This window comes from Nocardia sp. NPDC006044 (genome assembly GCF_042871115.1).
Lineage (GTDB): Bacteria > Actinomycetota > Actinomycetes > Mycobacteriales > Mycobacteriaceae > Nocardia.
The window spans coordinates 2,618,146-2,644,080 of record NZ_JBIAID010000001.1 but is presented as its reverse complement, the minus strand read 5'-3'; the positions used below and the strand labels follow the sequence as shown (position 1 = coordinate 2,644,080).

Below are 25,935 nucleotides of genomic sequence, written 5' to 3'. Positions count from 1 at the left end.
GCAACGAGGGAGAAGCCCCAGACGCGGCCGGATGTCAATCTGGAGTACACGTTTCTGCGAAGGAGGGCTTCAGATGGTCTCCGCTTTGGGTGGGCTTCGCCGGAGGATCTTGACGCCGGACGCGCGGCAGGCAACATTGCAGGTTCGGGGGTTTCCCGCCCGAAATCCTTATGCCGCAGCACGTTTGGAGATGGCGGGGGCGACATTCCTGGAAGGATTCGGGGTGGCCGCCGAGCGTGGGACAGCAGCGGAAACCGCCGCGTATTTATCGGAAATAGACAGTGCGCGAAGAGGTTTCGCGTTCGAAGGCGCTGCGATGGCGTTGTCGATCCGGGACGGGCTGCCGATCGGCCACAACCACCACGTGGCCGACTTCATCACCGCAGCAAACGAACACCTCTACATGATCTACGTCGGCGTCGGCTGGGCGCTGGCCAGGCTCCCCCGGCCCCTGCACCGAGCGGCCTTGACCGGGGCCACCGACCCGGTTCTGCTGTGGCTCGCCTTGGACGGCTACGGATTTCATCAGGCCTATTTCGATACTGATCGCTACGTAAAACAACAGTATGTTGACCCGACTCCTCCTCAGGTATCGCCCCGGCACCTCGACTACGCACCGCACGCGATCGATCAGGGGATCGGCCGGGCGTTGTGGTTCGTCTCGGGCGCCGATCCGGCGGCCGCGTGCACGCTGATCGACGGGTTCGCGGCGGGCCGGCGCGCGGACCTGTTCGCCGGACTCGGCTTGGCGGCCACCTACGCCGGCGGCGCCACCGCCGGCGAGCTCGCCACGTTGCGCGACCGGGCATCGGCCTATCGCCAGGACATCGGCCAGGGTGCGACGTTCGCCGCCGAAGCACGCTCGCGGGCCCGCATCGTGCAGCCGGACACCGAAGCCGCCGTGGCGATTCTCACCGGCGGCCACGTCGACGCCGCCGCCGCGCTCGCGATCGAGACCAGGCCCGCGCACCTCACGATCAACGGCCGTCCTGGATTCGAGGTCTGGCGCGAGCGGATCCGACAACGATGCCTGACCGCAGAACCAGCCGACCCGACCGCCTCCGCAGCCCCGGAACCAACCGCAAAGGCCGAATCATGAACGTCAGACTGAGAGCCTTGGTGCCGGCGATCGGCGCGGTGGTGCTGTTGGCAGCCACCTTCCTGATCGCGCAGGCACAGGTCGCCACCGACGATCCGGCAACCGTGGCGCAGGACTACAAGTTCGAGTCCATGGCGATCGCTATGCCGCCCGGATACGACCAGCTGCCGATGAATTCGGTGCGTGAGGTGAATCCGGCGTATCAGAACATTCGCTCCTGGATCTCCTCCGTCGGCGCCTCGATCGCGATCAACGATCTGGTGGGACACGGGCGATCCGACGGCATGTGCGTCGTCGACACCCGCACCGACTCGGTGATCGTGACCTACACGCCGACCGCGGCACCGGCCGACCGCTTCACCCCCTTCGTGCTCCGGCCGGACCCGATCACCATGGATTCGACGATGGCGCCGATGGGTTGTGCGCCCGGCGATTTCAACGGTGACGGCGGCATGGACCTGCTCGTCCACTACTGGGGACGAACGCCGATCATGTTCCTGCACAAGGGCGATGCCGCAGGCCCGGCACCGGCCTACACCCCGGTCGAGGTGATCCCGTCGGGCACCACGCAGGGTCAGTACCACGGCGAACGCTGGAACACCAACGCCGTGTCGATCGCCGACTTCGACGGGGACGGCCATCCGGACATCGTCTTCGGCAACTATTTCCCGAACTCCGGTGTCCTCGACCCGAACGGGCGTCCGGACGTCGTCATGAACGATTCGATGTCGAGTGCGAAGAACGCCGCGGGCGAGCGCGTATTCCGCTGGACCGGACTCGATCCCGCCGGGCAGCCGAAATACGTCGAACAGAAGGAAGCGATTCCGATCGACGTCGCCACCGGCTGGACGCTGGCGCTCGCCGCCGGCGACATGACCGCCGATCTACTTCCCGAACTCTATGTCGGCAACGACTTCGGCCACGATCATCTGCTGCTCAACCAATCTACGCCGGGCACAATCCGATTCTCCACGGCCACCGGCAACCGGACCTGGACCGACCCCAAATCCTTCATACTCGGGAACGACTCGTTCAAAGGCATGGGCGTCGATTTCGCCGATATGTACAACCGCGGGAAATTCGACATGGTGGTCAGCAATATCACCACCGCGTGGGGTATCCAGGAAAGCAACTTCGTCTGGCGCAACGATACGACCACGCCGGACGACATGCGCCGGGAACTCGCCTCCGGGCACGCGCCGTTCACGCAGCAGGCCCAGCAACTCGGGCTGGCCTGGACGGGCTGGGGCTGGGACATGAAGGCCGCCGATCTGCGCAACTCGGGAACCCTCGACGTGCTCCAGACCGCCGGGTTCGTTCAGGGCGCCGGCAATAGCAACCGATGGCCCTGGCTGCAGGAACTGGCGACCACCAACGACGTCGTGCTGCACGACCCGGGCATGTGGCCGCGGGTCGTTCCCGGCGATGACATCGCGGGCCGGCACCCGATGGCGCTCTACGCCAAGGGGAACGACGGCAAGTACGTCGACATCACCGAGCAGGTCGGGACCGACGCGCCGATACCGACGCGCGGGGTCGCCATCGGCGACACCACCGGCACCGGCCGGCTCGACTTCGCCGTGGCCCGCCAGTGGGGCCCGCCCGCGTTCTTCGCGAATCGATCGCCGCACCTGGGCAATTCGCTGTCCTTGCGGCTCTGCCGACCGGCCACGGGAACGGCCGCGCCCGGCGCCGCACAGCCGGCCTACAACGCGATCGTCACGGTACGCACCGCCGACGGCCGGACCATGCGCAGCCAACTCGACGGCGGCAGCGGGCACAGCGGCAAACGCAGCTTCGACGTCCACTTCGGACTCGGCGCCACCACCACCCCGGTCTCCGCCGACCTCGAATGGCTGGACACCGCGGGCACCCCGCACCACCAGACACTCCAGCTGGCGCCTGGCTCGCACACGCTGATGCTGACCGAAACGGCCACCGAGATCGCCGAGGGGATCACGAAACCATGACTCTGCTCAACCGGAAACGAAATCTTCGCGAGCCCCGACCCGCGACCCGGACCACGATCGCGCCGCCCGCCACCAACGGCGCGACGCCCGGTGACCGGAAGCCCGACACCCCACCGGTCAAGAAGGATGTGCGATATCTGGCCCTCCGGAATTTCGCCATCTCGCTCAGCGTGCTGAATATCATCGGCTACACCCTGCTCGGCTTCGAACAACCACCGCTGTGGCCCATTCTGGCGCTCTTGTCCTCGTATGCGATCGACCTGGTTTTCGAATGGCTCACCGCATGGTCGCGAGGAACCGCACCGCGATTCCTCGGTCGCGGCGCCCGCGGCGTGTACGAGTTCCTGCTGCCCGCGCATATCACCGCGCTGGCCGTGAATATGCTGCTCTACGCCAACAATCAATTCTGGCCGGTGCTTTTCGCGGTGGCCGCCGCGATCACCAGCAAGTATGTTTTCCAGGCCCCGTTCGCCGGGCGCATGCGCCATTTCATGAACCCGTCCAACTTCGGGATAACGATGGCGCTGCTGTTCTTCAGCACCTGGGTCAGCATCGCGCCGCCCTACGAGTTCGGCGAGAACATCAACACGATGTTCCGGATCGCGGTCCCGCTCGTCCTGCTCACCGCGGGCTCGGTGATCAACGCGACCCTGGTCGGCCGGGTGCCGCTGATCGTCGGCTGGCTCGGCGGGTTCGTCATCCAGGCCCTGGTCCGGCACGCGGTGTTCGACGTCGCGCTGGTCGCCGCGCTCGGCACGATGACCGGCACCGCCTTCATCCTGTTCACCAACTACATGATCACCGACCCCGGCACGACACCGTTCCCGGCGCGCGTCCAGTTCATGTTCGGCGCCTCGGTCGCGACCGTGTACGGGCTGATGATGGCCGTCGACATCGTGTACACCCTGTTCTTCGCGCTCACGCTGGTCTGCGCGATCCGGGGCAGCTATGCCTGGCTTTCCACCTGGACCAAGGCCGCCAGGCAGCGAGCCGCCGAACGCCAGGACACCGACCGGGTGCCCGTCCTGTCCCCCGGCCACACCGCCCAGCGAGCTTGACCGATGGTTCGGTTAGCGATCGTAGGAATGGCGTGCCGTTTTCCCGACGCCGCGAATCCGGCCCAGCTCTGGGACAACGTCCTGGCCCGGCGGCGCGCCTTCCGGCCGGTTCCACCCGCCCGGCTGAACGCGGCCGACTACTACGCGAGTGATCCCGCCGCGCCGGACCGCCACTACGCGACGCATGCGGCGGTCATCGAGGGCTGGACCTTCGATCGAGCCCGGCATCGGGTGTCCGCCGGGACCTTCCGGTCCACCGACATCGTCCACTGGCTGGCCCTGGACACCGCCGCGGCGGCGCTCGACGACGCCGGCTTTCCCGCGGGGGAAGGCTTGGACCGCAAACGCACCGGCGTCATCCTCGGCAACACGCTCACCGGCGATATGACCCGCGCGTCGGGCATGCGGCTGCGCTGGCCGTATGTGCGCCGCACCCTGGCTGCCGCACTGCACCGCAACGGCAGGCCCGCGGCGGAGATCGCCGCCTTCCTCGACGAGTACGAGGCGGACTACAAGGCGCCGTTCCCGGCGATCACCGAGGACAGCCTGGCCGGCGGCCTGGCGAACACGATCGCCGGGCGCATCTGCAACCACTTCGATTTCGGCGGTGGCGGTTTCATCGTCGACGGCGCGTGCTCCTCATCGCTGCTATCGATCACGCAGGCCGGTGACGCCATGCTCGCGGGTCATCTCGACGCCGCGATCGTCGGTGGCGTCGATCTGTCCATCGACCCGTTCGAACTGGTCGGCTTCGCGAAAACCGGTGCCCTGTCGACCTCGGAAATGCGCGTGTACGACGAGCGATCGAACGGCTTCTGGCCGGGTGAGGGCTGCGGGATCCTGGTGTTGCAGCGCGAGCAGGACGCGATCGCCCGGGGCGCGCGGATCTACGCGACGATCGCGGGCTGGGGCGTCTCCTCGGACGGTCGCGGCGGTATCACCCGGCCCGAAGCCAACGGCCACCTGCGGGCCATCGAACGCGCCTACCGGATGGCCGGATTCGGAACGGACACCGTCGACTATCTCGAGGGCCACGGTGCGGGCACCACGGTCGGTGACCGGACCGAGCTCGAGGTGTTCAACACGGCCGTCGCCGCGCGGAGCGCGGACCGGCCACCGGTGGCGGTCGGATCGATCAAGGGCAACATCGGTCACACGAAGGCGGCGGCCGGGATCGCGGCGCTGATCAAGACCGCACTCGCCGTGCACCACGGAACCATTCCGCCGATCACCGGAACCGACCGGGCCCATCCGGTCCTCGGCGGCGCCGGGAATCGACTCCGCCTCCCCGACCAGGCCCTCGAATGGCCGGACCCGGGCGGAACACCCCGGTCCGCGAATACGCGACGGGCGGGTGTCTCGTCGCTGGGGTTCGGCGGCATCAACGCCCATGTCGTGCTGGAGAGCCAACTGCCACCGCGCGCGCTCTCCCGCACTGCCGGTACCCGCCTGGCCCGTAGCGCGCAGGACGCGGAACTGTTCGTCTTGTCCGCGGCGACGCCGGGCGAGCTGGAGACGAAGCTGCGCACGGTCGCCGCACTCGCCGCGCGCTGTTCGTTCGCCGAGCTCGGCGATCTCGCCACCGAACTGATCCGGATCGACTCCCGGCTACCGATCAAAGCGGCGGTGGTCGCCGCCGATCAGCGCCAGGCCGCCGACCGGTTGACCGAACTGGCCGACGTCCTCGCCGCCGGCGAACGGCACTGGTTCGCTCCGGGCACCGGCCAATTCCTCGGCGCGGGAATGGGATCCGCGCCGCGCATCGGGCTGATGTTTCCCGGGCAGGGCGCCCCCGGGCAGGGCGACGGCGGTGCACCCGCTCGCCGCTTCGCCGCCGTCGCCGACCTGTATCAGCAGGTGGGCGTGCGGGCCGGCGGGCAGGCGACCGAGGAGGCGCAGCCGCGCATCGTGACGGCGTCGCTGGCCGGATTGCGCGTGCTCGATTCGGTCGGCATGAACGTAGTCGGCTGCGTCGGGCACAGCCTGGGGGAATTGACCGCCCTGCACTGGGCGGGGGTGTTCGACGAGACCGAGCTCGTGCGCACCGCGACCTTCCGCGGCGCGGCCATGCACAACGCCGCCGTGGCCGAGCCCGGCACGATGGCCACGATCTTCGCGGCCGCCGATCAGGTCGCGACCCTGCTGAACGGCAGCCCCGTGGTGGTCGCCGGATACAACGGGCCGAAACACACGGTGGTCGCGGGTCCGGCCAATGCCGTCGACGTGGTACTGGTGAGTGCGCGCGCGGCCGGAATGCAATGCCGGACACTGCGGGTTTCGCACGCGTTCCATTCGCCGTTGGTCGCGCCTGCCGCCCACGCCTTCCGCCGCTACCTCGAGGAGATCGACCTCGGCCGGGTCAAACGGCCCGGTGTGTTCTCGACCGTCACCGCGGGCCCGCTGGAACCCGGTTGCACGGTCGCGGATCTGCTCGAGCGTCAGGTGCACGCACCGGTCCGGTTCGCCGACGCGCTATCGCAGCTCGCGGAGACCTGCGATCTGCTCGTCGAGGTGGGGCCGGGCTCGACGCTGTCGGCGCTGGCCGCCGAGGTCTGCCCCGGGGTGCCCGCGGTCGCAATGGACACCGACGGCAACTCCGTCGCCGGGATCCTGCGCACCCTCGCCGCCTGCTATGTGCTCGGCGCCCGTCCCGACCTGGAGGGGTTCGCCGCCGAGCGCTTCACCCGGACCATCCCGCTCGACAAGCAGTTCGTTTTCCTCGAAAGTCCTTGCGAGCAAGCACCGAACGACTCGTTCCTCCCCCGGGCGCAGTCCAACGGGCACGGTGTCGTGCAGCCGGATGTCGCCGATCGGCCCGGCCCGGCCCAGTCCGACGAGGCGTCGTCCCTGCCGACGTTGCGGCGGCTGATCGCCGAGCGCGTCGAACTCCCGCTCGAGGAGATCACCCCGGAGATCTGCCCGCTGGACGACCTGCATTTGAGCAGCATCACCATCACCCAATTGGTCGCGGACGCGGTCAAGCTGCTGGGTGCCGAGGCACTGGAACCGACCACCAACGTGGCCACCGCGACCATCGCGCAGCTCGCCGAGGCGATCGACGACATCGCGAAGACCGCGCACGGTGCGCCGGCGAAGCCGGACGATCTGACCGGCGTCGATATCTGGGTGCGGCCGTTCACAGTCGACCTGGTCCCCGCGGCCGGGCCGGCGGTCACCGACCGTGGCGACGGCGAACCGGGAACGTGGCAGGTGTTCGCACCGCCGGACGACCGGCTCGCCGCGGCCATCCGGCCCGAGCTCGACACCGCCCGCCTCGGCGACGGGGTGCTCCTGCGGCTCGGCGCGGCGACCGGCGAACCGGCCGAGATCGCCATCGACCGTATGCTTTCCGCGGCCCGATCGGCGATCGACACCGGGTCGCGCCTGGTCGTGATCGACGACGGCCGCGCCGCCGCCGCGCTGGCCAAGACGGTGCACCTGGAGGCGCCCGCCGTCCGGACCACCGTCGTCCATCCGGCCCCCGCCCTGCCACCGGAGCAGGCCGCGCGGCTGGTGTGCGCCGATATCGCCGCGACCGCGACCTTCCGCGAAGTCCACTACGACCGAGAGGGCAACCGGACCGAACCGGTGCTTCGCGAATTCGCGCTGGGCACCGCCGATCTGCCCCTCGGCGCGGGCGACGTGGTCGCGGTCACCGGCGGCGTGCGGGGCATCACCGCCGAATGCGCGGTCGCGCTGGCCGAGCAGACCGGATGCGTGCTCGCGGTCATCGCGCGCACCCCCGCCGACGATCCCGAGATCGCCGCCAACCTGGCCCGGCTCCGCGAATCCGGTGTCACCGCACACTATTACGCCGCCGACGTGACCGACCGAGTCCAGATCGCCGGCACCATGGCCACGATTCGCCGCGAACTCGGCGCGGTCACCGGCATCCTGCACGGCGCGGGTATCAACACCCCCGCCGCCATCGGATCGTTGACCGGTGACCACGTGGCGCGCACCATCGCGCCCAAGGTCGGCGGCCTGCACAACCTGCTCGAATCGGTCGAGCGGGCCGAGCTCCGGCTGGTCGTCGGCTTCGGCAGCATCATCGGCCGGGCGGGGCTGCGCGGCGAGGGGCATTACGCGCTCGCCAACGACTGGTTGCGTTCCGCCATCGACACCCTCGCCGGCGAACTGCCGGACTGCCGGTGCCTCACCGTCGAATGGTCGGTCTGGGCCGGAACCGGGATGGGCGAACGACTCGGCGTGCTGGATTCCCTTGTCCGCGAGGGCATCGAGCCGATCCCGACCGACCTGGGGGTGGACCTGCTGCTGGATCTGCTGCGCACCCCCGCCTGCCCGGCCAGCGTGGTCGTGGTCGGCAGAACCGGGGGCCTGCCGACGATCCGCTTCGACGACACCGAGCTGCCGCTGCTGCGGTTCCTGGAGCGTCCGCGCCTGCACGTCCCGTGGATCGAGCTGATCGCCGACGCCGACCTCTCGACGGCGACCGACCCCTATCTCGCCGATCATCAATTCGCCCGCGACGCGTTGTTCCCCGCGGTGATGGGCATGGAGGCGATGGCGCAGGCCGCCACGGCGCTGTTCGGCGAACAGCGCCCGGTGCAGTTGCACGATCTCGAATTCCTCCGGCCGATCGTCGCGGCGCCGGACCGGGTCACCACGATCCGGGTCGCCGCGCTGCGCTCCGGCGACTCCGTCCGGGTGTCGATCCGGTCGGACACCACCGGCTTTCAGCTCGACCATTTCCGCGGCGTCTGCCGGCACGCACGGCAACCCGGTGACATCGCCGAGGCCGGCACGGTACCGGCGACCGAACCACTGGAGCGGCTGGCCGAATTCGCGCACACCGCCGCGACCGCGCCGTCCGGCCTGGGCATGGCGATCGACACCGACTTCTACGACCGAATCATGTTCCACGGGAACATGTTCCGGTCGGTCGAGGACTATCGTCAGCTGTCCGCCCGGCAATGCGTAGCCCGGATCAGCGTCCGCGAGCAGCGCTGGTTCTCGCCGATGTTGCCGAAATCGCTGGTGCTGGACGACCCGGCGGCCCGCGACGCGTTCATGCACGCCATACAGGTCTGCGTGCCCGACGCGACGCTGCTGCCGGCGAAGGTGGCCCGCGTGCTGTCGCTGCCGATAGCGCCCGATGTCCGGACCGTCGTGCTGGCCGCGCGGGAACGGTCGCACGAACAATCGACGTATATCTACGACGTCATCGTGCGCGACGAGCGCGGCGCGGTCGTCGCGATCTGGGAGGCGCTCGAACTCTTCGCGGTCGCGCCGATCGCGGCACCGTCCGGGTGGGTCCCCGAGCTGCTCGGCCCGCACCTGCAACGGCGTCTCGACAGCCTGCTGAGCTCGCCGGTGCAGTTGGCGATCGTGCGCGACCAGCCGCCGGTTCCCGTCGCCGACGATCCAGGTATCTCCTTGCGCCGCAACGCCACTCGACGCGCGCTGGCCGCTGCCCTCGGACGTGCGGTGGCGCTGCGGCATCGCGCCGACGGGCGGCCGGAAATACCGGACGGACACGCGAGCTTCTCGCACGCCGCCGGTCTCACCGTCGCCGCGGTCGCCGCCTGCCCGGTCGGCTGCGACCTCGAACCGGTCCAGGCCCGCACGCGGGCGCAATGGACCGGGCTGCTGGGCAATTCGGGGGTCGCGCTGGCGGAGCTGTGCGGCCGGGCGGCCGGCGAGTCGTTCGACACCGCCGCGACCAGGGTCTGGAGCGCGCGCGAAGCGGTGACGAAGCTCGGCGTCACGGTCACCAGGCCGCGACTGACCCTGGACCACCGGGCCGCGGCCGACGGCTGGCTGGCGCTGCGCCACGGCACCGACGTCGTCTGGTCCTTCAGCACCACCCTGGCGTTACCGGCACTCCGGCCGGTGGTGTTCTCGGTGACCGAGAAAGGTTGATACGTGCGCTTTTACGAGATCTCCCACACCGTCGGCTTCGAGGAGACCAACCTGGTCGGCAACGTCTATTTCGTGCACTACTTTCGCTGGCAGGGGCGCTGCCGGGAGCTGTTCCTGATGGAGCACGCGCCCGACGTGCTCGACGAGATCCACCGCGATCTCAAGCTTTTCACGATCAAGTGCGAGTGTGAGTACTTCGCCGAACTGACCGCGTTCCAGCGCCTCACCATCCGGATGACCCTGGTCGACCTCACCCAGACGCAGATCGAGTTCGAATTCGCCTACCTCGAGGTCGACGACCAGACCGGCGGCGAGCACCTGGTGGCCCGGGGACGTCAGCGCGTCGCCTGCATGCGCGCCAACGGAACTCGGGTGGAGCCGACCCGGGTACCCGAGAGCCTGCGGCGCGCGCTCGAGCTGTATGCCGAGCCCGGCCAGCGGGGAAACGACCGGCGCGTCCTGGCCGGCCGCCGGGCCGACTGAGTCATGGACGATCGGCTGACGCGGTCAGGAGACGTCGGCATGGGCCTCGGACGCGGCCTGCGCCGTCGAGGTGAGTTCGAGGTCGAGCAGCCGGAGGCAGCGGGTCAGCGAGGTCGAATCGCCGCTGACCGTCAGGCTTCCGGACAGCATCGCGTCGAGGATGCCGAGCTGCTCGGTGCCGATCCGGATGAACGTCTCCGGGTCGGCGGTGACCACGAGTACCGGTTCATCCGGTGTCGGTCCGTCCACGACGCGCGCCGTGCGGTCCTCGCACAGCACGTGGAACACCTCGTCGCCGATCCGGAACTCGTAGGACTCGTCGACCTCGGGCGGCGGCCCGACGCTGATCATCGCCTCCAATGCCAATCTGCCCCACTCGGAGCGGACGAGCCCGTCCTGCTCGTAGGAGGAGATGTGCGACAGACCCCATGACGCCAGCCCGATGATCACCGGTCTGAGCGCTTCACCGCTGGCGGTCAGTCGGTATTGAACACCGCGGCCGTCACCGGGTACGGGCTCACGCTGGATCACCCCGTGTTCGGTGAGCATCTGCAACCGGGCCGCGAGCAGGTTCGGCCCGATGCCCACCAGCGTCTCTTCGAGCAGCTGGTTGTATCGCTTCGGGCCGGTCGTGAGGTCGCGGATGATCAGCAGGGTCCAGCGCTCGCCGACGAGGTCGAGCGCGGCCGCGACCGCACACAGTTGCGCGTAGCGCTTCGTTCCCATGTGAGTACCTCGAGTGTCGGATCACTACAACTTCCTAGTGACACCGATACTACGTTAAATGTTTCCCTTCGGTTGCTGCGGCCACCTACCCGTCGGTCAGTACCGTCTGAGCTATCGGTGTTTCAATGCTGAACCAGGGTTGGCCACAAGCGGCCCCGCGGAACTCATGCCATCCGGAAATAACACTTCGACGCTGGGGTGGAAGGCGGACGGCCGACGCTCCCCAGGTCCGCCCGGGTCACAGCGCCAGCTACGGAGATGCCCGCGGACCGTCGCCCGACAGTCCGCAGCACATCTTTATCGTAATAATATTTTAATGTATAGCAACATTGACGACGCGCCGCCGCGGGTCGCGCCGAATCCTCACGTCCCGACTGCCGCGCTCAGCAGTTTGTGCGCGGACTCGAGGTGCGCCGGCGTGGTGCCGCAACATCCGCCGATGATGTCCAAGCCGTAGTCGGCGGTCCAGCGCGCGGCCAGTTCCGCGAACTCGTCCGGGGTCAATGCCGGCGACAGGGCGCGATCGACATGCTGGCGGTCCGGCAAGCCGGTCCGGTCCTCGATATTCGGATAAGCCCCGATCAGCCCCGCCCGGCCGCGGCACAGCACCCGCAGCGCCACCTCCGTGGCCTGCGGTGAGGTGCAGTTGATCAGAACGGCCTCGGCCCCGTCGCGTTGCACCGCGTGCACCGCACCGGTCAGCGGCTCCCCGGACAGCAGTGTCGCGTCGTCCGCGCAGACGAACGACACCCACGCCCGCCCGCCCGCGGACAGCACCTGCGCCAGCGCGATCCGGGCCTCGCGAATGGTGTTCATCGTCTCGATCAGGAACAGGTCCACCCCGGCCCGCGAGAGCTCGCGCACCAGCCAGCCGTGCTCGGCCCGCAGTTCCTCGTCGGAGGGCACCAGATCCGGTCGATAGCAGTCTTCGACCGGCCCGATCGAGCCGGCGATCTGCGCGTCGAGCACACCGGCCTGTTTCCGCGCGGCACCGGCGACACCGACGGCGGCGTGCACCATCCAGGCCCAGCCCGCCTCGTCGAGCTTGGTCTGCCGCAGGGCGCGCAGGTTGGCCCGGAAGGTGTTCGCCGTGATCACCTGCGCCCCGGCGGCGAGATACGCCTCGTGCACCGACTGGAGCACGCCCCGCTTCGCGTCGGTGAGCACGGCCCCCGAGGTCCACCACGGCGGGCGCACCGGCAATCCCGCGCGTTGCAGCTCCGTCGCGATGCCGCCGTCGAGCAGCCGGACTCCTTGGATATCAAGGGAATTCGTCATCAGTCACCTTCCAGCGCAGTGGTCAGATCCGCGACCAGATCGGCCGGATCCTCGATCCCGACAGAGAGCCGAATCAGGTCGTCGGTGATTCCGGCCGCCTGCCGGATCGCCCGCGGTATGGGCCGGTGCGTCATCAACGCGGGGCACTCGATCAGCGAGCGCACGCCGCCGAGGCTCACCGCGCAGGCGAACAGTTGGGTTCTCGCCATCAGCTTCTCGGGATCGCCGCGGTAGCGGAAACCGATGATCGAGCCCGGACCCGACATCTGCCGGCCGGCCAGGCGGTACTGGGGATGCTGCGGTAGCCCCGGGTAACGCACGTCGATGACGGCGGGCCGATCGCAGAGCTCCTCGGCGATCGCGCGCGCGGTGGCAGTCTGGCGGGCGACCCGCAGGGACAGCGTCTTCACGCCGCGATGCACCAGATAGCAGTCCAGCCCGCCGGGTACGCCGCCGGTCACCGTCCGATGTTCGGCGAACCGGGCGTGCAGCTCCGCGTCGTCGCACACCAGCGCGCCGCCGAGCACGTCGGCGTGGCCCGCGATGAATTTGGTTGTGCTGTAAAGACTTACGTCCGCGCCCAACTCCAGCGGACGCTGCAGGGCCGGACTGGCGAAGGTGTTGTCGACCACCACCACCGCGCCCCGCGCATGGGCCAGCCGGCCGATCTCGGCCACATCCGCGATCTTCAGCAACGGGTTGCTCGGCGTTTCCACCCACACCAGCGCGGCGTCGGTCGCCAGCGCGCGCCGTGCCTCGGCCGGATCGCTCAGATCCGCGTAGTCGACCTGGATCCCGAATCGGCTCAACGTCGAGAACAACGCGTAGGTACCGCCGTACACGTCATCGGAGGACACCACGCGCTGCCCGGTCGATAGGAGGGACAACACCGTGGTGGCGGCCGCCTGCCCCGAGGAGAAGACCGCGCAGAATCGCGCGTCTTCCAACGCGGCAAGGCATTCTTCCAGCGCCTGCCTGGTCGGGTTCTCCCCACGAGAGTAGAAGAGCCGCAACGGTTCCTGCGCGAAGCGATCGTAGGTGGTGGCGACATGGATCGGCGGCACGATGTCGCCGGTGCCGGGCGCGGACCGCTGCCCGCTGTGCACGAGCCTGGTGTCGAAGCGCATGCCGGTCAGCCGATCGGCGCGACGGCCCGCAGCAGCAGGGCCTTGCTCGGCAGGGCGACCGTGCCCTCGGGTCTGCGGTAGGGCTCGACGGCCTCGCCCACGGCCGCCCAGGTCTCCGGATCGTCGGCACTGCCGAAGCGCTCCCGCAGCATGGTCTTCAGGCCCGGCGGAATGACCACCTTGTTGAATTCGATGAAACGCCGCGGGGATTCGAGCACGAACGGCACCCGGAACACGGTCACCTCGACATCGCCGAAACCCGCCTTCGCCAGCTCGGCGCCGACGGTGTCCGGGTCGCTCATGCTGAACGGCCCCGGCGCTCCCGGTGGCGCGGGCGGTAGTTCGAGTCGCCGGGCGATCACCTGGAAGCCGAGCGACATCATCGGCACGTCCGCCGGACCGGCCCACACGGCGGCGGCGAGCAGGCCACCGGGGACCAGCACCCGTGCCAGCGACCGGAACATCTCGACCCGGTCGACCGCGAACATCAAGCCCCAGCGGCTGAGCACGGCGTCGAACGACGCGGCCGGAAAGTCCAGCGATTCGACGTCGCCGACCACGAATTCGAGGTTGCCCTTGCCGCGTGCGCGATCGCGGGCCCGGCTGATCATGTCCGGGGCGAGGTCGATCCCGGTGACCGCTCCGGACGCGCCGACGATCGCGGCGGCGGACAGCGCCGGTTCGCCCGTGCCGGTACCGACGTCGAGCACCCGCTGGCCCGGCCGCACTCCGGCGAGTTCGAGCAACTTGGCGGTCACCGGCGCGCCGCCGGTGTCGAAGTCGGCCGCGCAGGACATCCAGCCTGCGCTGATCGCGTTCCAGTTGGCTCGTTGCAGGTGTTTGAAGTTCACCGGATCGAATTCGGCACTCGCCATGACACGTGTCCCGTCAGTGCTGGTTCTCGGGGGACGGCTCGGTCGCCAGGAAACGTTCGGTGGGGTGCTCGTGCGTCCAGAAACCGGGCCGCACGGTCGTGAGTGCCCGCCGGACCACCTCGATCTCGGCTTCGGTGTTGTACACCGCGAACGACAACCGAACGGTGCCGACCTCGCCGAAGGTGTCGATGAACAGGTTGGCGCAATGCACCCCGCTGCGCACCGCTACCCCGTGCCGATCGAGGTGGCCGCCAACATCGTAGGGGTGGATACCGTCGACGACGAACGAGACGATCCCGCTCGGCTGGGCCGCCGGATCGCCGATGATCCGGACCCGCGAAATGCCTTGCAGGGCTTCGACAGTGGCCTCCACCAGAAGGTCGTCGTGCCGCTGGACGGCGTCCCACCCGAGGCCGTGGACATAATCGAACGCCGCGGCCAGTCCGATCGCGCCCGCGATGTGCGGCGTGCCCGCCTCGAGCCGGGCAGGCACCGGAACATAGGCGACCGGCTCCGCCAGGGTCACGCCTTTCACGGTGCCGCCGCCCACCTGATACGGCTCCAGCCGGGACAGCAGCTCCCGCTTGCCGTACAGCACGCCGATGCCCATCGGGCCGTAGATCTTGTGCCCGGAGAAGCAGTAGAAGTCGGCGCCGAGGTCGCGCACGTCCACCGGCCGGTGCGGCACCGCCTGGGCGCCGTCGACGAGCACCGGAATTCCGTGCCGGTGGGCCGCGGCGATCATGTCCCGGACGGGGTTGACCGTGCCGAGCACATTGGACACCTGCGCGACGGCGGCGAGCCGGACCCGCGGTCCGAGCGCCGCGGCGAACCGGTCGAGGGCTACTCGCCCGCCGGCACCGACCGGGACGACGACGAGTTCGGCGCCGGTGCTCTCGCACAGCCTTCGCCACGGCAGCATGTTGGAGTTGTGCTCCATGCCGGTGACGACGACCTGGTCTTCCGCGGTAACGATCGACCGGCCGAAGGTATCGGCGAGCAGGTTGACCGCCGCGGTCGTGCCGGGGGTGAACACCACCTCGTCGGCGTGCTCCGCGTTGATCGCGCGCCGAACGGTGTCGCGGGCCGCCTCATAAGCATCGGTCGCGGCCATACTGAGCTGGTAGTAGCCCCGGCCGATATTGCTGTTCAGGCCGGTGTAGTAGTTCACCATCGCGTCCAGCACGGCCCGCGGTTTCTGCGCGGTCGCCGCATTGTCCAGGTAGACCAGCGGATTCGGGCCGAAGCGTTGCTCCAGGATCGGAAAGTCCCGGCGAACGGACTCCCCCAGAATCGAAGGGCTGATCTTCCCATTACTCACCAGATCAGTCATTAGATAACCATATCTAAATGAAGTTAGTTTGCCTAGGGTTGAACAGGTTCCGGAACTCGGCCAGATAGCGGGCGGGGAACTCGAACACCTTCTGCGGCGGGTACCGGCGCTCGGCCGCGCGCGGGCCGAAGAAGAACCAGCAGATCTGCGCGATCTGCTCGGTGAACAGCACCGGATGCACGTCCGCGGAGTACATCCCCATATGACAGAAGGCGGCCCCGAACTCTCCGCGCGCGGAGAAACCGCGACCGGACATCACGTGGCCGAAGACGTCGTGCACGACCCGGAACACGTCGTTGTGGCTGAATTCGACGCCCTCGACCACGAGGCCGGACGGTTCCAGCATCGGGTGGAAACCCTCGGCGAGCTCCGGGCCGTGCCCGGAGCTCGTCAGGTAAACGTACAGCTCACCGGTTGTCCGGACGGACGCACGCAGCTCGGCCGAACTCCGATAGGGCTGCCCGGCGGCCAACCAGGGTCGCACCCTGATCCCGGCATCGGCGACCACCCGGTACTGCTGCAGGTTCTCCCGCTTGAACCGGTGGTAGCGCCGGGCGAGCGAGGTGGCGTAGGCCAGTCGCGGAGCCTGCTCGAAATACGCGGCCACCCGGCGGCAATAGTCCTCGTCCCAGTCGAGGGTGAAGGTGGCCGGCGAGGCGATCCGGTACCCGCCCGAGGGCCAGTGGCGATCGACGTAGGTCTGCGCAAGATCGGCCAGCTCGACTTCCATCAACATCACCCCTCGTTCACAATATATTCTTGAAGCGAGATTGTCGCCAGGCCAGGGAGATCGAGATGACCTACCGTGAATTCGCGCCCGTCGCGCGGACGCTGCCCGCGCCCACCGCCTATCTGTGCGGCCTCACCTGGGACGGCTCGATGCTGTGGCACTCCGACCAGGACGCGCGGACGATCTTCGCCATCGACCCGGCCGACGGAACGGTCACTCGATCCTGGGCCTGTGCCCGCGTGCGCGCGGACCTCGCCTACGACGGCACCCGGCTGCTCCAGGTCGGCGGGCACCCGAAACGGCTCGTGCTCATCGACCCGGAAACCGGCGAATCCGCCGGAGAGAAGGAGGTGCTCCCGCGCAGCGGCCGGCTGACCGGGATCGAGTTCGGCCCGGAGGGCCTGTGGATGTGCCTGCGCGGGCCGACCGTCGTGCAGTTGCGGAACTACGCGACCATGGAGATCGAACGCGAGTACCCGGCGGGCGGCGAATCCCCCTCCGGCCTTACCTATGCCGACGGCCTGGTGCTGCACGGCGACTACGGCGATTCGATGGTGCGGGCGCTCGACGCGCGCACCGGCGAGCAGGTCGGCGCGGTCCGCGTCCCCGGCCGGCCGACCGGAATGACCTGGGCCGGAAGACATCTCTGGTACTGCGACTTCCCCGCACGCGCGCTGCGCGCCGTCGAACTCGACGCCGTGCTGGTCAATCGAGCGTAGAACGGCCGCCGTCGGTGCCGAACAGGCCGCGCATGAGCTGCGGCTTGGCCGCCTCCTGGAAATCCAGGTCCGGGTCGAGCTCCCGGATGGTCCCCTCGATCACCAGCAGCGACAGCAGCGGGAAGATCAGCTCGGGCGCGGCGTTGATGCCGAAGCGGCGCTGCAGGTCGAACATCTCCATGGCGAACGCGATCAGGCTGAACTCGCTGGCCGGCTGCCCGTGGCTGCGCTCGACGAGATCGGCCATCCGCACCGTGAAACCGTCGAGATCGGCGTCCGCGGCGATCTCGGCCGCACTCTGGATCACGATCTCGGCGGCGTGCTGCCCGCGACCGATCGCCATGTTCATGAAGAACTCCGCGAACAAGCGCCGCAGCCGGTCGGTCAGCTGGACGCTGAAACCCGCGTCCAGCACCACGACCTGGGCGCTGCGGGTGAAGTAGAGATTGCCGGGATGCATGTCGCAGTGCACGAATCCGTCGACGAACAGCATCTGATACATCGCGGCCATGCCGGACGCCGCGAAGCGCCGGCGGGCGGCCGGCGAACACCGCCCGGCCGTGTCCACCGCCAGGCCCGGGATGAACTCCATCACGATGCACCGGGGACGGCAGGCCTCCGGATAGACCTTCGGCACCCAGACCCGCGGCACCTCGGCGAGGTTCTTGCGTAACCGCCGCAGGTTGTCCGCCTCGCGTTCGAAGTCGAGCTGCCCGAGGATGGCGCCGGCCATGTTCGCGACGACCTCCTCGACCGGCACGCCGCGGAAAACCGGTAGGCGCGCGACGAATGCCGCGCCGCCCCGGATCAGCGCGAGGTCCGCGGACATGATCCGCTCGATGCCGGGCCTGCGCAGTTTGATCGCCACCTCCTGTCCCGAGCGCAGCCGCGCCCGGTACACCGAGGCGACGCTGCCGGACGCGACCGGTCGCGCGTCGAGCGAGGCGAAAACGTCCTCCGCGTCGGCGCCGTAGGCCTCGGCCAGGGCGATCGCGGTGTGCGCCGCGTCCAAGGGCGCGACCGAATCCTGCAGCAGCGACAGTTCGTCGCACAGCGCGGGCGGCAGCAGATCACGGCGGGTGCCGAGCACCTGCCCCGCCTTGACGAAGGTCGGTCCGAGCAGCATCAGCAGCGCGACCAGCCGGTGATAGACATGCTGGCGGCCGGCCGCCGGGCCGTATCGCCACCGCCGGATCACGCCACCCGGAATCGCCGGAATGCCTACTGCGACAACGGTGCCGGCGACGCGCGCCGCCCGCAGCATGAGCGCGAATCGTGCTGGCATGGGCTCAACTCCCTATTCTCTGCTGTCGATCGAACCGATGAACCGACGCGGCGAGGTCGCGCCGGATCTCGCGGGCCACGGGCGCCGGGCAGAATGCCGCGTCGATTCCCACCGCCACCGTGTCCACGAGCGCGGCGACCGAGATGCCGAGCCGGTCGTGGCACAGCTGGTATTCGGTGTTCAGCGACGTGCCGAACATCCCCGGATCGTCGGCGCCGAGCGTGACCGGGACACCGGCGGCCAGTAGGGCGGGCAGCGGATGCTCGTCGAGCGTGCGCACCGCGCCGGTGCGCACGTTCGACGACGGACAGACCTCGAGGGTGATGTTGCGATCCGCCAGGTAGGCGAGCAGCCCGGGTTCGGTCACCGCGCGAATACCGTGCCCGATCCGTTCCGCGCCCAGATCGCGGATGGCAGACCAGATCTCACCGGCATCGGAGGTCTCCCCCGCATGCGGGACGGCGTGCAGTCCATGGGCTCGCGCCCGCTCGAACGCGGCGCGGAACAGCCGGCGCGGCGCACCGCGTTCCGGACCACCCAGCCCGAACCCGACTGTTCCGGCGGGCTGGTGGCGCAGGATCCAGTCCAGCGTGGCGAAGGCGCCGGAAACGCCGTCGTCAGCGGACACGTCGAATATCCAATTCAGGTGGATGCCATGGCATTCGGCGACCAGACGGCGGCCGATCGACAATGCCTCGGCGAGCTCGGCGGCCGCGATACCCATGCGCAGATGCGACAGCGGGGTGACCGTCACCTCGGCATACCGCACATTGTCCGCCGCCAGCTGGTCGCCGAGCCCGGTCACCAGCCGCACCAGCGCGGGGCCGCCGGTGACCAGCTTGTTGACCGCGGTGTACACCTCGATGAAATGCGCGAAGTCGGTGAATCGGTAATACCGGCGCAATTCGGCCGGGTCGGCGGGCACCCCGGCCTCCGGTCGCAGGCCGGCCAATTCGGCCACCGTGTCCACCGCCGCCGAACCCAGCAGGTGTACATGCAATTCCACCTTCGGCAGCGCCGCGAGGAATGCCGTGACCGACCGCCCGTTGCCGTTCATCGGAGCACCACCCGCGCTAACGGCCTGCTCCGTCGTGCACGGGCGTGACCATCCGAAACCTCCTGGCCGGCAGTGGCATACGAGATCTGGCGGTGCGCCGCCGAGCCCGGATCGGACTCTGGATGACCTCCGCAATATCCACCATAGCTTTATGTAGCCATCCAGGCGAGAGGAACGTTTTTAAAACGCGCAGACCCTCAAAAGAGCAGAAAACTTATGTAACATATAGCTAGTCGACCGTCGAAGGCGCGCGGAGGCGAGGTCCCGCCGAGGGCAGGACGACCGACCGGGCCGACCGGCGACGCAGGCGCGCGGCTCACCCGGCCGAGCCTCATCGTGGAAGGGGTTCCCATGAATGGTGCTGTCGATCCCGTCCCGCCGCACCCGGCGGCGACGATGACCGCGGATTCCCCCTCGAGTCTGCGCACCGCGGACTGGTCCGAGATCCGCGGGTTGTTCGCGCTGGAGCCCGGCGCCATCCATCTCAACACCGGCACCGTCGGCGCGATGCCCTACGCCGTGCTCGACACCGTGGACCGGGTGACCAGGCAGTGGGCCGGCGGACTCGGCGATGTCTATCCGCCGGGGATGTATCCGGATCATCGCGCCGCCATCGCCAAGGCCTACGGGGTCGATCAGGACGAGATGGTGATCACCCACAACGCCACCGAGGGCGTCGCGCGGGTGATCCACGGCCTGGATCTGCACGCCGGCGACGAGGTCGTCACCACCACGCACGAATGCTATTCCGTGCTCTCCAATTTCAACCTGCTGCGCAACCGTTTCGGCATCGAGCTCACCACGATCACCCTGCCCACCGGTTACGACGTGCGCGCCGAGCAGATCATCGACCTGTTCGAGGCGGCGATCACCCCGCGCACGAAAGTGCTTGCCTTCGCGGGGATCACGCTGTTCACCGGCACCAAGCTGCCGATGCGCGCGCTGTGCGAACTCGCGCACCGGCACGGCCTGATCACGGTGATCGACGGCGCGCTGCTGCCGGGCATGCTCGACCTCGACATGCGGGCGATCGGCGCGGATTTCATCTCCTGCTCCGGCTCCAAGTTCCAGTGCGGCCCGCTGGGTACCGGATTGCTCTACGTGCGCAACAAGATTCATCCGGAGCACAATCCGCTGCCGCTACCGAAGTTCTGGCCGACCATCTCCACCTGGTACCCGATGAAGGGCAGCCCGCCGCCCCGGACCACCACCTCGATCGAGAGCGACAACATCGGCGACTACCTGCAGAGCGCGGGCAGTGCCAGCATCGCCCGCGGCGCCGCACTCGCCACGGCCTGCGCGCTGTGGGACGAGATCGGCCGGGACCGGATCGAACGCAGGATCATGCTGCTCGCGGAGTACGCGCGTTACCGCGTCGCCGAACGTTTCGGCCGGGAGGCGATGTACTCGCCCGGTACCGATCGCGTGCTGAAGTCGCCGTTGATCGCGTTCCATCCGTTCCGCCGGCCCGAAGACGCCTGGAATGTGAAGAAGATTCACGAATTCACCATGCGGTTGCAGCGCGAGTACCGGCTCTTCACCAGGTGGACCGAGTTCGACGTGGCCGGATCGCCACACCAGCATTACGCGTCGCGGATCACCACCCACATCTTCAACGACTTCGACGAGATCGATAAGGCCGTCGACATCATGGGCGGCCTCGCCGCGGAGATGTCATGACCGATCCGACGATCCTGCGCCTGTATGGTCCCGGCCCGCTCGACCAGCTGGATCCGGTGTGCTGCCCGCGATTTCCGATCGACCGGGTGGTCCGGCTATACACCCGGCAGCTGTTCACCTATCGCACGCAGGCCGACCCGCGCGATTGGCAGGCCGGCGCACCGGTGCCCGACCTGGCGACCGAGGTCCCGTCCATCTACAACGCCGGGATGGGCGCGAGCTACACGAGCTATGTGGTCCATCTGCGGCCCGGCGTGCTCTGGGACAGCACCCCCGCGCGCCCGGTCACCACGCACGACGTGGTCCGCGGCTTCAAGCGGATGGGTAATCCGTTGCGCCGCAGCGCGTTGCTGCCGTATTTCACCGACACCGTCCGGGGCATGGCGAAGTTCTGCGCCGAGTACGCCGCGGCGTTCGCCGGTGTGGTGCCGACCGGACGCGAATTGGCCGAATATCAGAACTCCCATGACATTCCGGGCCTGCTGGTGCTCGACGATGAGACGATCATCTTCGAATTGCGCAGGCCCGCCATGGATTTCATCGACATACTGACACTGGCCTGCGTCTCGCCCGCACCGGTCGAGTACGACCGATTCGTGCCCGGCAGCATCGAGTTGTGCCGCAATATCCGGTCCACCGGCCCGTACCGGCCCGTCGAATTCATCCCGGGGCGTGAACTACGACTGGACCGGAACCCGGTGTGGCGGGCGGAGTCCGACCCTGTTCGCCGTCAGCAGCTCGAAGCCGTCGAGATCAGCGCCGAACCGGTCGGCGCAGGCGCGGTGGCGTACCGAATCCGCACGGACCGTGCGGATCTGGCCTGGGGCCCGCGCATCGCCGATCCGGCAACGCCGGTCGGCCACAACCTGGGTTTCGCGCTGGATCCCTACCTGGTGTTCAACACCCGCAGCCCCAACGCCGGGGGCGCGATGCGGAAAGTACCGGTGCGCCAGGCGATCGCGCGCGCGATCGACAAGGCCGCCATCGCGACGGACGTCGGCAGGCTGGGCGGCGAGACGATCATCCGCGTCGCGGGCTCGATCGTCCCGCCGAACAACGACGCCCATCAGGACCTCGACCCGTACGACACGCCGGACCATGGCGCCGCCCGGGCGAACTGCGCGGCCGCGCTCGCCGCCGCGGGGCATCCGGGCGTGCTGACGGTCACCGCGATCCACCCCGGCACCGAGCGCGCCCGGCGGGTCGCCCAGCGCTACGCCGCCGATCTGGCCGCGGCCGGAATCACCGTCGTGCCCGTCGAATTGGCCGTCCCCGACTATCTCGATCTGCTGTCCGACCCGGCCAGGGCGGCGGCCGGCGAATGGGACATCGCGCTGGCGTCGTGGTCGCCGACCTGGTCGCAGCGCAACGGCCGGGTGTTCCTCCAGCCGCTGCTGCAATCCGGCTCCCCCGCCAACGTCGGCGGTTACCACAATCCCGAGGTGGACACGCTGATCGACCGGGCGCTCGCCGCGGCGGACGGCGAATCGGCCGACGCCGCGTGGCGCAAGGCCGAACGCGTCGCCCTGGCCGACGCCCCGATCGTGCCGCTGCTGTTTCAGGTCCCCACCACCCGGGAACTGTGCGGCCGCCGCGTTCGCGCCGCCGCCGTGCTGCCCGCGCACGGCCTCGCGGTCGACCTGGCCACGCTCCGGCTCGACCCGCCCTCGACGGACGGGGGCAGCAGACGTGGATGAGCACGACGCGCATCTCCTCACCGAGATCGCGGGCAACACCTCGGTATCCCTGTGGGCCGCCGCGGGTCCCGAAGACGATTACGCCATAAGACTGTGGACTCGCGGCGCCGAGCGTCTGTACGGCTACTCGATGGGCGAGGCCATCGGCGAAAGTTATCTCACGCTACTGACGAACAAGCTCGAACACGACCGCGCAAAAGCGGATCACGACAAAATAATACGGAACGGCATCGAGATCCGGAACCTGGTAGACGATGTGATCTACTCCGGCTCACAGCGATTGCTCCTCACGATTCGATTTCCGCTCTACGACAAGGCAATGAAGGCTCATCTGCTCGCCGAGACCGGAATCGAGATAACCGGCATCACCCTCGAAGAAGCAACGCTGATCACCAGTACACGTGAAGAGGCGATTCATATCAGCGAGAGCGCAGCCAGATACGATCTATCGGAGCAGTTGCGCCGGCTGGTCGGCGCGCTGACGTTGTCCGGAACCGGCGAGGACGAACGTGCCGCGCTGGCCTTGGGCGTGGAACTTCTGCGCCAGGCACTGAATGTGCCTGCCGAATCGAGTGTGTGGCTGGCCGGCAGTGACGGTCAGTTCAGCGAGGTGTTTCGCAGCGGTGGCTGGAAGAATCCGCCCGGCTTCGACATCGGCCGCACGCTCGACTGGTTCCGGTCGAGCACCAAGCCGATACTCCACGATTCCAATTCCCGTCCGCACCGACTGCTCAAGCGGCTCTTCGACACCCATCAGGGGCCGCTGGACACGGTGGGGCTGATTCCGCTGCACGCCGAAGGGGAGCTGCTCGGACTCCACGTGATCCGGGTCGCCGCACCGCATTCCTTCTCCCAGCTCGAGCGGGACGCGCTGCCCGTGCTGTCGTCGGCCGTGCTGGCCAGCGCCCGCCTCGCCGCCGAAGTGCGCAGGCGACGGGAGGAGGCGGCGGAGTCGCGGGCCGAGGCGACCAGGCTGCGGCTCAACGGCGACTTCGCTCATCGAATACGCAAGGCGGTGGACCCGATCCTGCGTGACGTTCATTCGATACGCGAGGAGCTGCATCTGCGCGGGGTGAAACTGGACGGCGAACTCGCCCAGTGGATCGACGACATCACCCTGGGATGCACCGAGCTGGCCCGCGCTCCGGAAGAACTGCATCGCGCCCAGAAGGTCGCTCGGATCAGCATCCGCGGCGTGCTGACCGCGCTGCGCAACCGGCTCGGTCTCGAATTTCCGGACAGTGTCGTCGAGCTCGATATCGATGGCATCGCCGGTGTGCTCGTTCGCGGCGTAAAAGGCGATATCACAGCACTGTTCGAGAACCTGCTCTACAACGCGATCGAGGCCGTGGACGGCAACGGCCGGGTGCGGGTCATCGCCTCGGTATCCGGCAGATCCGTCTCGATCATCGTCTCGGACGAAGGGCCCGGCATCCCGCCCGAGCAGGTCGAAGGCATTTTCCAGCTCGGGGTCTCCAGCAAGGGCGAAGGCCATGGTCTCGGCCTGGCCCGTGCCCGAGAGATCGTCACCGACCTCGGCGGTCAGATCACGGTCGACGTGCACTATTCCAGCGGCGCCACTTTCCTCATTGTTCTGCCCATTTCCAGGAGAGCGTAGATGGCGATAATATTGTTGCTCGAGGACAATATTCAATTTGCCCGGGCGGTGCAGCGAGTACTCCGGGGGCATGAGGTAAGACATGTGACCAGAGTCGATGCGGCGATCGATGAGCTCCAACGTCCCGATGTGGACTGCGCGCTGATCGATCTCAACCTCACCGACGAGGACGACTACTCCGGTTACGAGGTCCTGTCCTACATCCTGCACAACCGGCCGGAACTGCCGCGCGCGGTGGTGACGGGCTCTCGCCTGAAAGGCGCGATCAGCAAGAATATCCTGCTCCGGTACGGCGTCGGCGATATCGTCATCAAAGGCGATGTCGACCGAGCCGGGTACGGCACCACCGACCTGATCGATACGGTGAGCGATCTGCTCGTCGGGTCGGATCGCCGGCGCCGGGAAAAGGCCAGGGACGAGGTCGCGTCGATTTCGCTCGCCGCGCAAACCGAATTGCGCCGCCGCATCAACGGATTACAGCAGCTCTCCGAACAACTGCGCAGCGGACCGAAGCGCCGCGACCCGACCGCGAACAGCCGGACGGTGCTGACCCGGCGCGCCGACAAACTGATCGAGCTGGAGGCGGCGGCGAAGGCCAGATGCGACGTGGTGGCGCTGGACGAGCTGGCGCACGAGGTCGAGTTGTTCGAGGCGGAATCGGCGAGGGTGCTCGGTGATTCGTAAGATCAGCGCCAGCCTCGGCCAGGTCCATCCCGGCGCCTACTACCTGGCCAGCGCGGTGGTGCTGTCGCTGTCGACGAATACGTTCACCCAGGCTTACGGCACGGTTCCGGCCCCGGAGAATCAAGGCTCGCTGCTGCTGTGCACGATCACCGCATTCGTCTCCGCGGTGGCGTTGTCGACGCTGGGCTGGCGCATCGAAACCATCAGATCACTGGCCATGGAGCGAGCCGCGGACGTGGGCCTGCCGCCGCGGCATCTTATCGGCGAAGCCGCGGAAGCGTTCTATGTCGAAGTATTCGTGAAAATGACGGTCGGGGTGGTCACAGCGGTAATGTCGGTCGCTTTCATGCTCGGACGATGGTAGGTCTCACGCAAACACCTGGCGTAGTTTTGTCTATCGTCACAGCAAGCGATCTCGTGTTCACGTTCTGATTTCGAGAGCAAATATCTCTATTCGCGTCCGGCCGCAGCCGGACGCCCGTCTGCGCTGGGCGTTGCGCGAAGCTTCGCTTACGCGGGCCGTCAACGGCCATTGCACGCATCCTCGCGGCACACTCCGACATGCTCGCACTTCACTTCGGCGCCGAACCAAGTAACTTCACTAAGATATAATTACCTCTTGAAGACCCGCCG

19 protein-coding genes are annotated in these 25,935 nt (G+C 68.2%); 11 read left to right on the top strand and 8 right to left on the bottom strand.

Annotated features, from left to right (window positions below):
• The first annotated feature begins 31 nt into the window (after positions 1–31).
• From ACFYO1_RS12380 to ACFYO1_RS12360, 5 genes are read left to right on the top strand one after another with little or no spacing between them, the layout of a single operon-like run.
• Entirely contained in the window at positions 32–1,099 is a 1,068-nt protein-coding gene (locus ACFYO1_RS12380) for a DUF1702 family protein (RefSeq protein WP_387229869.1), read from the top strand.
• Positions 1,096–3,069, top strand: coding sequence for a CRTAC1 family protein (locus ACFYO1_RS12375; protein WP_387229867.1), 1,974 nt, complete (start codon positions 1,096–1,098; stop codon positions 3,067–3,069). The genes ACFYO1_RS12380 and ACFYO1_RS12375 overlap by 4 nt, the downstream gene beginning before the upstream one ends.
• Complete coding sequence (locus ACFYO1_RS12370; RefSeq protein ID WP_387229865.1) at positions 3,066–4,127, top strand: enediyne biosynthesis protein; 1,062 nt, start codon at positions 3,066–3,068, stop codon at positions 4,125–4,127. Before ACFYO1_RS12375 ends, ACFYO1_RS12370 begins: the two co-directional genes overlap by 4 nt.
• A gap of 3 nt (positions 4,128–4,130) precedes the next feature.
• The gene (locus ACFYO1_RS12365; protein WP_387229863.1) at positions 4,131–10,010 is read left to right on the top strand and encodes an SDR family NAD(P)-dependent oxidoreductase; all 5,880 of its coding nucleotides are present in this window, start codon (positions 4,131–4,133) and stop codon (positions 10,008–10,010) included.
• 3 nt (positions 10,011–10,013) lie between these two features.
• Positions 10,014–10,493: an acyl-CoA thioesterase gene (locus ACFYO1_RS12360; RefSeq protein ID WP_387229861.1), complete on the top strand. Its 480-nt coding sequence runs from the start codon at positions 10,014–10,016 to the stop codon at positions 10,491–10,493.
• A 24-nt stretch (positions 10,494–10,517) separates the two neighbouring features.
• On the opposite strand, the gene ACFYO1_RS12355 is transcribed toward ACFYO1_RS12360, so the two are convergent.
• The 6 genes from ACFYO1_RS12355 to ACFYO1_RS12330 all read right to left on the bottom strand — a co-directional run bounded on the left by ACFYO1_RS12355 (position 10,518) and on the right by ACFYO1_RS12330 (position 16,568).
• Complete coding sequence (locus ACFYO1_RS12355; protein WP_387229859.1) at positions 10,518–11,219, bottom strand: winged helix-turn-helix transcriptional regulator; 702 nt, start codon at positions 11,217–11,219, stop codon at positions 10,518–10,520.
• Between the two features lie 363 nt (positions 11,220–11,582).
• Positions 11,583–12,497: a homocysteine S-methyltransferase family protein gene (locus ACFYO1_RS12350; protein WP_387229857.1), complete on the bottom strand. Its 915-nt coding sequence runs from the start codon at positions 12,495–12,497 to the stop codon at positions 11,583–11,585.
• Entirely contained in the window at positions 12,497–13,624 is a 1,128-nt protein-coding gene (locus ACFYO1_RS12345; RefSeq protein WP_387229855.1) for a trans-sulfuration enzyme family protein, read from the bottom strand. Before ACFYO1_RS12345 ends, ACFYO1_RS12350 begins: the two co-directional genes overlap by 1 nt.
• Positions 13,625–13,629: 5 nt before the next feature.
• A complete protein-coding gene (locus ACFYO1_RS12340) occupies positions 13,630–14,499 on the bottom strand; it encodes a class I SAM-dependent methyltransferase (protein ID WP_387229853.1) in 870 nt (289 codons plus the stop codon).
• 13 nt (positions 14,500–14,512) lie between these two features.
• Positions 14,513–15,832 (bottom strand): aminotransferase class V-fold PLP-dependent enzyme, encoded by a 1,320-nt coding sequence (locus ACFYO1_RS12335; RefSeq protein ID WP_387229851.1) that lies wholly within the window; start codon positions 15,830–15,832, stop codon positions 14,513–14,515.
• Positions 15,833–15,845: 13 nt separating this feature from the next.
• Entirely contained in the window at positions 15,846–16,568 is a 723-nt protein-coding gene (locus tag ACFYO1_RS12330; protein WP_387229849.1) for a crotonobetainyl-CoA--carnitine CoA-transferase, read from the bottom strand.
• Positions 16,569–16,627: 59 nt separating this feature from the next.
• Between ACFYO1_RS12330 and ACFYO1_RS12325 the strand changes: the two genes are divergently transcribed.
• Positions 16,628–17,281 (top strand): PQQ-binding-like beta-propeller repeat protein, encoded by a 654-nt coding sequence (locus ACFYO1_RS12325; RefSeq protein WP_387229847.1) that lies wholly within the window; start codon positions 16,628–16,630, stop codon positions 17,279–17,281.
• Here ACFYO1_RS12325 and ACFYO1_RS12320 read toward each other — a convergent pair.
• Together ACFYO1_RS12320 and add are read right to left on the bottom strand one after the other, a co-directional pair.
• Positions 17,268–18,566 (bottom strand): ABC1 kinase family protein, encoded by a 1,299-nt coding sequence (locus ACFYO1_RS12320; RefSeq protein WP_387229845.1) that lies wholly within the window; start codon positions 18,564–18,566, stop codon positions 17,268–17,270. The genes ACFYO1_RS12325 and ACFYO1_RS12320 overlap by 14 nt on opposite strands.
• Before the next feature lie 4 nt (positions 18,567–18,570).
• Positions 18,571–19,623: an adenosine deaminase gene (gene add, locus ACFYO1_RS12315; RefSeq protein WP_387229843.1), complete on the bottom strand. Its 1,053-nt coding sequence runs from the start codon at positions 19,621–19,623 to the stop codon at positions 18,571–18,573.
• Positions 19,624–19,974: 351 nt separating this feature from the next.
• Between add and ACFYO1_RS12310 the strand changes: the two genes are divergently transcribed.
• The 5 genes from ACFYO1_RS12310 to ACFYO1_RS12290 are packed head-to-tail and all read left to right on the top strand — an operon-like array spanning position 19,975 to position 25,666.
• A complete protein-coding gene (locus ACFYO1_RS12310) occupies positions 19,975–21,303 on the top strand; it encodes an aminotransferase class V-fold PLP-dependent enzyme (RefSeq protein ID WP_387229841.1) in 1,329 nt (442 codons plus the stop codon).
• On the top strand, positions 21,300–23,000 hold the full coding sequence (locus tag ACFYO1_RS12305; RefSeq protein ID WP_387229839.1) for an ABC transporter substrate-binding protein: 1,701 nt from the start codon (positions 21,300–21,302) through the stop codon (positions 22,998–23,000). Before ACFYO1_RS12310 ends, ACFYO1_RS12305 begins: the two co-directional genes overlap by 4 nt.
• Positions 22,993–24,618 carry an ATP-binding protein gene (locus ACFYO1_RS12300; protein WP_387229837.1) on the top strand — a complete coding sequence of 542 codons (1,626 nt, stop codon included), beginning with the start codon at positions 22,993–22,995 and terminating at the stop codon, positions 24,616–24,618. The genes ACFYO1_RS12305 and ACFYO1_RS12300 overlap by 8 nt, the downstream gene beginning before the upstream one ends.
• Positions 24,619–25,302: a response regulator gene (locus ACFYO1_RS12295; RefSeq protein WP_387229835.1), complete on the top strand. Its 684-nt coding sequence runs from the start codon at positions 24,619–24,621 to the stop codon at positions 25,300–25,302.
• Positions 25,292–25,666, top strand: coding sequence for a hypothetical protein (locus ACFYO1_RS12290; RefSeq protein WP_387229833.1), 375 nt, complete (start codon positions 25,292–25,294; stop codon positions 25,664–25,666). Before ACFYO1_RS12295 ends, ACFYO1_RS12290 begins: the two co-directional genes overlap by 11 nt.
• Positions 25,667–25,935: the final 269 nt, after the last annotated feature.